Below are 11,321 nucleotides of genomic sequence, written 5' to 3'. Positions count from 1 at the left end.
CCCCCCCCCACCAAAGCACCTCCACACCGCCACACCAGCGCATCCCAATCCCGCTTTGATTGCTGAGCACGAGCAAGCCGAACAGGTCATCTAATCAAGCACACCACAAAACCAACTGTGGGAGGGGGCTTGCCCCCGATAGCAGGTTGTCAGTCACCAATGATTTGGCTGACCCACCGCTATCGGGGGCAAGCCCCCTCCCACATTTTGATCTCCACATTGCCGCACTAGCGCATTCCAATCCCGCTTTGATTGCTGAGCACGAGCAAGCCGAACAGGTCACCTAATCAAGCACACCACAAAACCAACTGTGGGAGGGGGCTTGCCCCCGATAGCAGGCTGTCAGTCACCAATGATTTGGCTGACCCGCCGCTATCGGGAGCAAGCCCCCTCCCACATTTTGATTTCCACATTGATCTCCACAGAATGTGAGATCAGTTTTTGTAGTCGGTATCGGTACGCTCCAATTGCCGTACCAGAGCATTCCAATGCCGCGCCACGCCCGGCCCTTCTCCGCTGGAATGCGCCTTGGCCTGCTGCTCAACCTTCTCCACCACCTCTTGAGGCGGGAAGATCAGCTCGGCATTCCCCGCCGCCTGCGCCGCGACCTGGATATTGCAGGCACGCTCCAACTGTTGCAGTTGCTGAAACGCATGCTCAACGCTGATGCCTGCCGTCAGCAACCCGTGGTTACGCAAGATCATCACACTCTTGTCGCCCAGGTCTGCCACCAACCGCTCGCGCTCATCCAGATCCAAGGCGATGCCTTCATACCCGTGGTACGCCACGCGCCCGGAGAAACCAATGGAGTGCTGGGAAATCGGCAGCAGGCCGTCCTTCTGTGCCGATACCGCAATACCGTCGCGGGTATGGGTATGCAACACCGCTTGCAGGTCGTGACGCGCACCATGAATAGCGCTGTGGATCACATAACCCGCGTAGTTGATGCCCAGGCCAGTCGGGTCGTCGACGATGGTGCCGTCGAGGTCGACCTTGACCAGGTTGGACGCGCTGATTTCATCAAACAACAGGCCAAAGGCGTTGATCAGGAAATGCTCCTCCGGCCCCGGCACACGGGCGGAGAAGTGGGTGTAGATGTGGTCGGTCCACTTGTACAAGGCCGCCAGTCGATACGCGGCGGCCAGCTTGACGCGCACTTCCCACTCTTCTGGCGTGACGCGCTGGCGAACATTGTTGGAAACACTGGAAATCGAGGTGACGCTGCTCATGGCAAAACTTCCTGGATGGCCTTAAGGACTTCCAGGCAAGCCTATGGGATGCAAAAAAATAATAAAAAGCACATTTTAATCTAAGCTAATTATTATTTTTTTTCATATCAGGCAGCGTCGCGGATTTTGTGCAATGAAGCTGCCACCAACTTACCAAACGCATCCACCGGCCCCTGCAAGTTGCCCAGGAAGTGCGGATAAATCAGCCACAAATCCATCACCGGTTTGAAGTCCTTGAGCGGCATCACCGCCAGTTGATCACGGTGAGCGCTACGCTCCAGCAGCGGGCGCGGCACCAGCCCCAGGCCCAAACCGTCCGCCACCAAGCCCAATTGCAACTCGGTGCCGAAAGTCTCCAGGTTCACTCGCAATGCCAGCCCCTGGTCGGACAAGGTGCGCTGCAAGCCGGCGCGGAAGCCGCAGCCGTCCGGGTTCAGAATCCAGCCGTTCTGGTACACATCCGCCAGCTTGCACGGCTTCTTGGGCAGTTGCGCCTTGGCGCACACCACCACCAGTTCCATCTTGCCGATGGACTCGCCAACGATATTGTCCGGGAAGATCTTGCCCGCGGGGAACAACGCCGCCGCCGCATCCAACTCACCTCGCTCAATCTTGCCCACCAGTTGGCTGCCCCAGCCGGTCGCAACCTGGGCGCGCAGGTCGGCGTATTCGGTACGCAGGTGTTTGAGCGCATCAAGCAACACCACGTCGCCGATGGTCTGCGGCACACCCAGGCGCAACAGGCCAGTGGGCGGTGCGTCGGTGGCCACCAGTTCGCGCAGGGCATCCATCTCGCGCAAAATCAGCCGGCACTGCTCGTACACACGGGTGCCGATCAGCGTGGGCTTGAGGGGTTTGGTGTTGCGGTCGAACAGCTCCACCCCCAACGCCTGCTCAAAGTTCTGCACGCGACGGGTAATGGCCGGCTGGGTCAGTTGCAACGACTCGGCGGCGTGGCTGATGGACTGGCAACGAATCACTTCGACAAAGGCATCGATATCGTCAATTTTCATTTGGGCCGCACATAGAGAACAGTCATTAAGATGTGTGCGAAGCATAGTTGCAGGAAGGCTATCTGGATAGCCCGCGCTGTGATCGATAACGTCTAACCCTAGTCCTGGCGATTCTAAATTACCTTCAGCTATAAGCTAATCATTAAAAAATAGCATATTAACTATAAACATTATGCTTAGATGAGCTTAAGAACACAGACCGATGGAATTGCCATGACCCAGGCCAAACACCCCGAGAGACTCAGAGCCTTTATTGGCGCCCTGGCGGAATTGATCGACGGCAACCCACGCGAAGGTGACCTGTTGCACCGTGGCGGCAAGCTATTGGCACAACTGGTCAGCCACGATGACTGGCTCCCCGATGAGTTCGCCCAACCCAACCCCGAGCGCTATCAACAATTTCTGCTGCATGCCGATTCGCGTCAGCGTTTCAGCATCGTCAGCTTTGTATGGGGGCCGGGGCAAAGCACACCCATTCATGACCACCGCGTATGGGGGCTGATCGGCATGTTGCGCGGTGCGGAGTTCTCCCAAGGCTTTGAACGGGCGCCCGACGGCAGCCTCGTCGCAGAAGGCAAACCGGTAGAACTGGTGCCTGGCCAAGTGGAAGCAGTGTCGCCCAAAGTCGGCGATATCCATCAAGTGAGCAATGCCCACAGCGACCAGGTGTCCATCAGCATTCATGTGTATGGCGCCAATATCGGTGCCGTGCGCCGGGCGGTGTATCAGCCCGACGGCAGCGAGAAATTGTTTATCTCCGGTTATTCCAACGCCTTCCTCCCGAACATCTGGGATTTGTCCAAAGAAAAGAGCCCTGCCCTATGACCACCGTAGCTACCCGCAGCTTTGCCCAGATTCGTCAGGCCCTGTTGGCCCATGAAGAAGTCGCCTTGGTGGACGTGCGCGAAGAGGCGCCGTTTGCCGAATCCCACCCGCTGTTTGCCGCGAACATCCCGCTGTCCAAGCTTGAGCTGGAGGTGTATTCGCGCATTCCGCGCCGCGATACCCAGGTCACTGTGTATGACAACGGCGAAGGCCTCGCCGCTCGCGCCGCTGAGCGTCTGGTTGCGCTGGGCTACACCGAGGTCAGCCTGCTGGAAGGTGGCCTGGACGGTTGGCGCAAGGCCGGTGGCGAGCTGTTTATCGACGTGAACGTGCCGAGCAAGGCCTTTGGCGAATTGGTAGAAAGCGAGCGCCATACGCCGTCCCTGGCCGCCGAAGAAGTGCAAGCGCTGATCGACAGCCAGGCCGACGTGGTGGTGCTCGATGCCCGCCGCTTCGACGAATACCAGACCATGAGCATCCCCACTGGCATCAGCGTGCCCGGTGCCGAGTTGGTACTGCGCGCCCGTGAACTGGCGCCCGACCCGGCCACCCGTATCATCGTCAACTGCGCAGGGCGTACCCGCAGCATCATCGGCACCCAGTCACTGATCAACGCAGGCATCGCCAACCCGGTATCGGCCCTGCGCAACGGCACCATCGGCTGGACGCTGGCCGGGCAGAAACTCGCCCATGGCCAGTCGCGTCGCTTTGCACCCACCTCGGAAGAACATCGCCAAGTGGCCGCAGCCGATGCACGCCGCGTGGCCGACCAGGCTCGCGTTGGCCGTGCCACCTTGGCCGATCTGCAAGCCTGGCAGCAGGACGCCACACGCACCACCTACCTGTTCGATGTGCGCACCCCGGAAGAATTCGAAACCGGCCACCTGCCGGGCGCACGCTCCACCCCAGGCGGGCAACTGGTGCAAGAAACCGACCACGTCGCCAGCGTGCGCGGTGCACGCCTGGTGCTGGCCGATGACGACGGCGTACGCGCCAACATGTCTGCTTCCTGGCTGGCCCAACTGGGCTGGGAAGTACACGTGCTCGACGACCTGCAACCGTCGCAATTCAGCGAAAAAGGCGCGTGGGTCGCACCCGTGCCGGCACCGCCCCAAGCCGAACTGATCAGCCCCCACACCCTCGCCGACTGGCTGGGCCATGGCGACACCGTGGTGTTGGATTTCACCGCCAGCGCCAACTATGTAAAACGCCATATCCCCGGCGCCTGGTGGGCCTTGCGTGCGCAGTTGCCCCAAGCCCTGGCCAAGGCACCTGCGGCCCAACGCTACGTATTGACCTGCGGCAGCAGCCAGTTGGCGCGCCTGGCGGTGGCCGAAGTCGAAGCCATCACCGGCAAGCAAGTGTTTTTGCTGCAAGACGGCACCGCTGGTTGGATCAACGCGCAATTGCCGCTGCAAGAAGGTGAAACCCACCTGGCTTCACCGCGCATCGACCGCTACCGCCGGCCGTACGAAGGCACCGACAATCCCAAGGAAGCCATGCAAGCCTATCTGGATTGGGAATTCGGTCTCGTCGACCAACTGGCCCGCGACGGCACCCACGGTTTCTACGTGATCTGATCAACCCCATTACCTGCACCCATACCGGGTGCAGGCCCCACATCCGACCCCTCTCCAGGCGGAGGCTGAACCCAACAACGAGAGGACACCCGCATGACCCTGCACATCACTCGCCTGGAACCCACCATCGGCGCCGAAATCGACGGCATCGACCTGCGCCAGCCGCTGACCCAAGCCTTGCGTGACGAACTGCGCCACCTGCTGCTCAAGCACAAGGTGCTGTTCTTCCGCGACCAAGCCATTAACACCGAACAGCAAATTGCCTTCGCCAAGGAATTCGGCGAGCTGTACGTGCACCCCACCACCCAACAGAACGACCCGACCCTGCCCCAGGCCCACCTGATCGAAGCCCAGGACGAACGCAAACTCTACGGCCCGCGTATCAGCGGCCGTTGGCACACCGACACCAGCTGGCTGTTGCAACCGACCCTCGGCGCAGTACTGCGCGCAGTCGACTTGCCCGAGGTCGGCGGCGACACGCTGTGGGCCGATGCGGGCGCGGTGTACCGTGCCCTCCCCGATGAGCTGCGCGCCGAAATCGACAGCCTGCACGTGGTGCACGACTTCAAAAAGTCGTTGGACAAAGTCGGCTACGACTACCCGATCCTCGCCCACCCGTTGGTGCGCACCCACCCGGAAACCGGGGAGGACGGCCTGTTCATCAACTTCTCCCAGAACCCTTCGGTGATTGGCTGGACGCCCCAGCAAAGCAAGCAGCTGATCGACCGCCTGCTGTTGGAATTCAACAAGCCCGAACACCAGGTGCGCTTCAAATGGCGCCCCGGCTCCGTGGCGTTCTGGGACAACCGCTCGACCCTGCACTACCCGGTCTATAACTACGGCGACTACCCACGCCGCATGGAGCGCGTGCTGATTGCCTATGACGATATTCCCCATCGGGTAAGAGCCGCCAACGCCGCCTGACCTCTTTTACCAAACCCAACACAGATCCCCCTGTGCATGCGGTCCCCTGTGGGAGGGGGCTTGCCCCCGATAGCGGTACACCCGGCAGCCCATCAGCGCCTGACACTCCGCCATCGGGGGCAAGTCGAATCGTCGCACCGCCCCTCCCACATTGACTGCATTCACAGGTAGCGATCTACGGCGTTCTTTCGTCCTCTGGAATCAGCCCCCATGCCTCCATCGCGCTTTCACTACTGCGCAGCAGCGCTGAGCCTGCTCGCCTTCAATACCCCGGCCCAGGCCGAAGATACGGATAAAACCCTCGGCACCGTGGTCGTCACCGGCAACCGTGGCAACCAGGCGCGCACCATCGCCGACAGCCCCTCGCCCATCGACGTGATCAGTGCCGAGCAACTGCAAGCCAGTGGCAAAGTCGGCCTCAAGGAATTGCTCGCACGCCTGCTGCCGTCCTTTAACCTACCGGCCATCAACGGCGGCGGCACCTCCTGGTCGGTGCGCGGGGTGACCATGCGCGGCCTGTCTGGCGACCAGGTGCTGGTGTTGGTCAACGGCAAGCGCCGCCACAACACGGCACTGATCAACAACCTGGCACGCATCGGCACGGCGGCGGTGCCGGTCAACCTGGACCTGATCCCGGTGTCGGCCATCGACCATATCGAAGTACTGCGCGACGGTGCCTCCGCCCAATATGGCTCGGACGCGATTGCCGGGGTGATCAATATCATCCTCAAGGAAAACGACAGCGGCGGCAGCGCCGAAACCTCGTTCGGCCGCTACGGCGCCGGTGACGGCGACACCGTGCACCAAACCGTAAACTACGGCCTGCCACTGCCCAACGACGGCTTCGCCAACCTGGCGCTGGACGTCAAGGAGCAAGAGCCGTTCGACCGCACCGGCAGCGCCACCGGCCGGCTTTATGGCACCGCCGCCAACCCCGACAGCCGCGACCAGACCGTCAACCGCCACGGCTGGAACCCCAGCTACGGCCTGGGCCGCGAGAAGGTCACCAACGCCAGCTATAACCTGGAACTGCCGCTGCAAGACGACCTCAAGTTCTACTCGTTCTCCACCGCCAGCTACATGGAAACCACCAAAGTCACCGGCAACTACCGCCCCAACGAACTCACGTCCTTGGCCGGCGACCCCGACACGCCCTACCCCGATGGCATCCACGCCCAGCGGCGCAACCGCACCAAAGACTTCCAGGTAGCTGGCGGCTTCAAGGGTTTAGTGGGCGGCTGGGACTACGACATCAGCTCCACCTGGGGCGAAGACGATTCGACCCTCAACGCCAACAACACGCTCAACCCGTCCTTGGGGCCCAATAGCCCGACCTCCTTCAACCTGGCCTCGCAAATCTTCGACCAATGGACCAACAACCTGGACCTGAGCCGCACCTTCGATATTGGCCTCAGCCACCCGCTGCAAACCGCGTTCGGCTTTGAATACCGCTGGGAGAAATACCAGATCGAGGCCGGCGACTACGCCTCGTACACACCGGGCAACTACGTGCTGCCCAGCGGCCCGTTCGCCGGGCAAACCCCGCTGCCGGGGCTGGCCTCGTATAACGGCACCAGCACGGCGGACGCCGGCGAGATCAGCCGCAGCAACGTCGCCAGTTACCTCGACCTGGGCCTGGACGTGACCGACCGCTGGTATGTCGGCGCCGCCGCCCGCTACGAGCGCTACACCCAGGACATCGGCAGCACCTGGAGCGGCAAGCTGTCGACGCGCTTCAAGCTCACGCCGGAATTCGCCCTGCGCGGCACGATCAACAATGGCTTCCGAGCGCCGTCGCTGGCCCAGACGATTTACGCGTCATCCACCTTCACCTCTGGCGGCGTGGTCAACGGCCAGCAAGTCTCGGTGCCAGTCAAAGTGCTGCCGGTGGACACCGCCGAAGCCCAGGCGCTGGGTGCAGAAAAACTCAAGCCCGAGAAGTCCCTCAACTACAGCTTCGGTTTCACCTACGAGCCCACGCAGAACTACCGCCTGACCACCGACCTGTACCAAATCGGCATCCGTGACCGCATCGTGTCCACCAGCCTGCTCGGTGGCCCTGCGGTGTCGCAGATCCTGGTCGCCAACGGCCTGTCGCCGGGCCTGTACGCGCAGTACTACACCAACGCCGTCGACACCCGCACCCGTGGCATCGACATCATCAACGAGTACCGCCAGCAGTTGGATCAGTACGGGCAGGTGCGCTGGAGCCTGGCGTACAACTGGAACCAGACCAAGATCGAGAAACTCCAGGACACCCCGCCCGCGCTCGCCAGCCTGGGCTCCAACTACCAGATCTTCGACCGGCGCCTGCAAAAAGACCTCACCGTCGCCACGCCGCAATCCAAGTTGATCCTGGCAGCCAACTGGAAGGTCAGCGCCTACACCCTGAACCTGGCCCTGACCCGTTTCGGCAGCTACACCGAAGGCGACAACAACCCGGTCAACGACCGCAAGTTCAGCGCCAAGTGGATCAGCGACCTCGACGCCGCCTACGACATCAACAAGCACTTCACCGTAGCCCTGGGCGCCAACAACCTGTTCAACGTCTACCCCGACAAAAAAGGCATCAAGGACTGGGCCGGCGGCTATGAATACGGGCAGTTCTCGCCGTTCGGTTTTGGCGGTGCGTATTACTACACGCGTCTGGCGTACAACTTCTGAGGCCCTGACATGACTGAATTGAGCTGCGATGTATTGATCGTCGGCGGCGGCCTGGCGGGCACCTGGGCCGCGATTGCCGCCGCCCGCGAAGGCGTCAACGTGATCCTGGTCGACAAGGGCTACTGCGGCACCAGCGGCGTCACCGCCACCGCAGGCCCCGGCCATTGGTGGGTGCCGCCGGGCGCCCGCGAAGCCGCTATCGACAAGCGCTTGGGCACTGCCTATGGCCTGGCCGATGCACGCTGGATGGCCCGTGCCATCGACACCACCTGGACCAGCCTGCCGGGCTTGAGTGATTACTATGCCTTCCCGCAAAACGAACAGGGCCAAACCCAATACCGTGGCCTGCGCGGCCCCGAGTACCTGCGCGGCCTACGCCGCCGGGTGCTCGACAGCGGCGTGACCATTCTCGATCACCACCCGGCGCTGGAGCTGCTACGCGATGACAACAGCAACGTGGTCGGCGCCCGTGGCTGGCGCCGACAGGCGGGAGGCGACTGGTTGATCCGCGCCGGGGCGGTGGTGCTGGCCACCGGCGGTTGCGCGTTCCTGTCACGCTTGCTGGGCAACCACACCAACACCGGCGACGGTTATTTGATGGCGGCCGAAGCCGGGGCCGAACTGTCGGGCATGGAGTTTTCCAACTACTACTGCATCGCCGCAGCGGGCAGCAGCATGACGCGCTCGATGGTGTACAGCTTTGGCGAGTACTTCGACGCGGCGGATCGGCCCTTGGATATCAGTGGCGGCCCCAACTTTACCGAGGACTTGGCCCGGGCGCTGCTCAATGGCCCGGTGTATTGCCGCCTGAATCGGGTGCCGGCGGATATTCGGGCGCAGTTGCCGAGTATCCAACCCAACTTGATGCTGCCATTTGATCGGCGTGGCATTGACCCCTATCGCGAGCGGTTCGCTGTGACCCTGCACCCTGAAGGCACCATTCGTGGCGTCGGCGGGTTAAGGCTGATTGATGACGACTGCCAGACCACCGTGCCCGGCGTATTCGCAGCCGGCGATGCAGCCAGCCGCGAGCCGATTGCCGGGGCGACGTCTGGCGGCGGTGCGCAAAACTCGGCATGGGCCTTGTCAACCGGGCAATGGGCCGGGCGCGGTGCAGCGCGGTTGGCCCGACACAAGCGTGGGTATCACGGTGCTCTGCGCGGGTTTGATGGCGCGGCGGGCGGCGGCGCTGAACTGCTGCAACGTATCCAGGCCGAAGTGCACCCATTGGACAAAAACCTGTTTCGCAGCGGCGACCAACTGGAGCGCTCACTGCGTGAACTCGACAACATCTGGGACCAGGTACGCAGCGCACAGCCCGGCACCAACCCCTTGCGCGCCCGCGAAACCGCCGCCATGGCCGCCACCGCACGCTGGTGTTACACCGCCGCCGCCCTGCGCAAAGAGAGCCGCGGCATGCATCAGCGCAGCGACACACCGCAGCAGAGTGCGCGGTATGACGCGCACTTGCGTTTATCCGGTGTGGATCAAATACAGACTCGCCTTGACCCCATTTCTCCAGACTTATGATTCCCCTCGCTACAGTAAGCACCCTCGCCACAGGTCACTCATTCAAAATAGGAACCCACATGATTGAATTGATCTACTCCGACCTCTGCAACGGCTGCAGCCAATGCGTCGCCGTATGCCCCACCAACGTGCTGGCCGCCGACGCCCTGGGCAAACCCCTGATCGCCGATCAGCAAGCCTGCCAAACCTGCTTCATGTGCGAACTGTATTGCAGCAGCGACGCGCTTTACGTCGACCCGGACGTCGAACACCTGCGTCACCCCGATCCAGTAGCCGTGCGCGAAGCCGGGCTACTCGGACAATACCGACGTGATTCGGGCTGGGATGAATGGGCCGATAACCCCGCCCATCGCAACGAGCATTGGCGTATGGACGGCATCTTTGCCTTGGCCCGCAGCGCGCCACCAAATGCAATAAGAGAATAATCAATCACCGCATAATGAATATTTTTGATAATTACCATATAACCAAAAAGAACTTCACAGCGAGTTCTTATGGGAATAACGTCAACCCACTCACCGACCCCTTCTCCAGGCGGAGGTAACCGAACCCTTTCTTGATCTGCCTGGAGCCTGCATCCCATGGTCTTTACTACCCCTTTCAAACGCCTGCTCCTGGGCACCGCCCTCGCCCTCGGCCTGATCGGCAGCAGCCATGCCGCCGACCTGCAACCGCTGCGGGTGGCCAATCAGAAATCGACCATCAAGGCGCTGCTGGAAGTCTCCGGCGAAGCCAAGAATGTGCCCTACGAAATCCAGTGGTCGGAGTTCCCCTCTGCCTCGCCCTTGGGCGAAGCGTTGAATGCCGGTGCCGTAGATATCGGCGCCCTCGGCGATGCGCCGTATGTGTTCGCCCTCGGTGCCGGTGCTTCGCTCAAGGTGGTCAGCATCATCCACGCCGAAGGGCGCAACACCACCGCGCTGTTGGTGAACAAGGACTCGCCGATCAAGACCGTGGCGGACCTGAAGGGCAAGAAGATCGTCACCGGCCGTGGTTCCATCGGGCACTACCTGGCGATCAAGGCCTTGGCCACCGCCGGGCTGACCACTAAAGATGTGCAGTTCATTTTCCTGCTGCCGAGCGAGTCGCGCCTGGTGTTGGATAACGGCACCGCAGACGCCTGGGCCACCTGGGACCCGTACACCACTGTGGTTACCTCCCAAAGCCACGCCCGTGTATTGATCAGCGGCAACAAGCTGCTGAGCAACCACCTGTACCTCGCCGCCACCAGCCAGGCCATCGCCGACAAGCGCCCGCAGCTGGACGACTTTGTCGCCCGCCTCGACCGCGCCTACGCCTGGGCCAACGTGCACCCCAATGAATACGCCGCCGCCCAGGCCAAGATCACAGGCCTGCCGCTGGAAGTGCATGTGGAAGTGGCCAAGGACACGCGCCTGACCCCGGTAGCGATTGACGACTCGGTGATCAGCGGCCTGCAAGCGACCGCCGACATCTACCAACAAGAAGGCCTGCTGACCAAGCACATCGATGTGTCGCAGGGCTTCGATAAAAGCTTTAACGCCAAGCGTGCCCCACTTTCCCAAGCCTCTCGCTAA

At 61.9% G+C, this 11,321-nt stretch carries 9 protein-coding genes; 7 read left to right on the top strand and 2 right to left on the bottom strand.

The annotated features are described in order from the left end of the window. Window positions 1–434: 434 nt before the first annotated feature. Complete coding sequence (locus ICY20_RS27980) at window positions 435–1,229, bottom strand: class II aldolase/adducin family protein (protein WP_159963178.1); 795 nt, start codon at window positions 1,227–1,229, stop codon at window positions 435–437. 107 nt (window positions 1,230–1,336) lie between these two features. Beyond that, window positions 1,337–2,242 (bottom strand): LysR family transcriptional regulator, encoded by a 906-nt coding sequence (locus ICY20_RS27975; RefSeq protein WP_159963179.1) that lies wholly within the window; start codon window positions 2,240–2,242, stop codon window positions 1,337–1,339. Between the two features lie 213 nt (window positions 2,243–2,455). Here ICY20_RS27975 and ICY20_RS27970 point away from each other — a divergent pair, with 213 nt between their 5' ends. The 7 genes from ICY20_RS27970 (at window position 2,456) to ICY20_RS27940 (ending at window position 11,321) form a co-directional block, all read left to right on the top strand. Then, window positions 2,456–3,067 carry a cysteine dioxygenase family protein gene (locus ICY20_RS27970; protein WP_159963180.1) on the top strand — a complete coding sequence of 204 codons (612 nt, stop codon included), beginning with the start codon at window positions 2,456–2,458 and terminating at the stop codon, window positions 3,065–3,067. Next, entirely contained in the window at window positions 3,064–4,647 is a 1,584-nt protein-coding gene (locus ICY20_RS27965) for a rhodanese-related sulfurtransferase (RefSeq protein ID WP_194939224.1), read from the top strand. The genes ICY20_RS27970 and ICY20_RS27965 overlap by 4 nt, the downstream gene beginning before the upstream one ends. A 93-nt stretch (window positions 4,648–4,740) precedes the next feature. Further along, on the top strand, window positions 4,741–5,571 hold the full coding sequence (locus tag ICY20_RS27960) for a TauD/TfdA dioxygenase family protein (RefSeq protein WP_159963182.1): 831 nt from the start codon (window positions 4,741–4,743) through the stop codon (window positions 5,569–5,571). A gap of 210 nt (window positions 5,572–5,781) precedes the next feature. Beyond that, window positions 5,782–8,235: a TonB-dependent receptor plug domain-containing protein gene (locus ICY20_RS27955; protein ID WP_159963183.1), complete on the top strand. Its 2,454-nt coding sequence runs from the start codon at window positions 5,782–5,784 to the stop codon at window positions 8,233–8,235. A 9-nt stretch (window positions 8,236–8,244) separates the two neighbouring features. Beyond that, window positions 8,245–9,765: an FAD-dependent oxidoreductase gene (locus ICY20_RS27950; protein WP_159963184.1), complete on the top strand. Its 1,521-nt coding sequence runs from the start codon at window positions 8,245–8,247 to the stop codon at window positions 9,763–9,765. A gap of 59 nt (window positions 9,766–9,824) precedes the next feature. Next, window positions 9,825–10,190, top strand: coding sequence for a 4Fe-4S dicluster domain-containing protein (locus ICY20_RS27945; protein ID WP_194939223.1), 366 nt, complete (start codon window positions 9,825–9,827; stop codon window positions 10,188–10,190). A 156-nt stretch (window positions 10,191–10,346) separates the two neighbouring features. Further along, window positions 10,347–11,321 (top strand): ABC transporter substrate-binding protein, encoded by a 975-nt coding sequence (locus ICY20_RS27940; RefSeq protein ID WP_194939222.1) that lies wholly within the window; start codon window positions 10,347–10,349, stop codon window positions 11,319–11,321.

Source organism: Pseudomonas pisciculturae (genome assembly GCF_015461805.1).
Classification (GTDB): Bacteria; Pseudomonadota; Gammaproteobacteria; order Pseudomonadales; family Pseudomonadaceae; genus Aquipseudomonas; species Aquipseudomonas pisciculturae.
This window is presented reverse-complemented; position numbering and strand designations above follow the sequence as displayed.

Coding starts and splice junctions, on each gene's coding strand:
- ICY20_RS27980 (WP_159963178.1), bottom strand. CDS start 1,229: ATGAGCAGCGTCACCTCGATTTCCAGTGTTTCCAACAATGTTCGCCAG.
- ICY20_RS27975 (WP_159963179.1), bottom strand. CDS start 2,242: ATGAAAATTGACGATATCGATGCCTTTGTCGAAGTGATTCGTTGCCAG.
- ICY20_RS27970 (WP_159963180.1), top strand. CDS start 2,456: ATGACCCAGGCCAAACACCCCGAGAGACTCAGAGCCTTTATTGGCGCC.
- ICY20_RS27965 (WP_194939224.1), top strand. CDS start 3,064: ATGACCACCGTAGCTACCCGCAGCTTTGCCCAGATTCGTCAGGCCCTG.
- ICY20_RS27960 (WP_159963182.1), top strand. CDS start 4,741: ATGACCCTGCACATCACTCGCCTGGAACCCACCATCGGCGCCGAAATC.
- ICY20_RS27955 (WP_159963183.1), top strand. CDS start 5,782: ATGCCTCCATCGCGCTTTCACTACTGCGCAGCAGCGCTGAGCCTGCTC.
- ICY20_RS27950 (WP_159963184.1), top strand. CDS start 8,245: ATGACTGAATTGAGCTGCGATGTATTGATCGTCGGCGGCGGCCTGGCG.
- ICY20_RS27945 (WP_194939223.1), top strand. CDS start 9,825: ATGATTGAATTGATCTACTCCGACCTCTGCAACGGCTGCAGCCAATGC.
- ICY20_RS27940 (WP_194939222.1), top strand. CDS start 10,347: ATGGTCTTTACTACCCCTTTCAAACGCCTGCTCCTGGGCACCGCCCTC.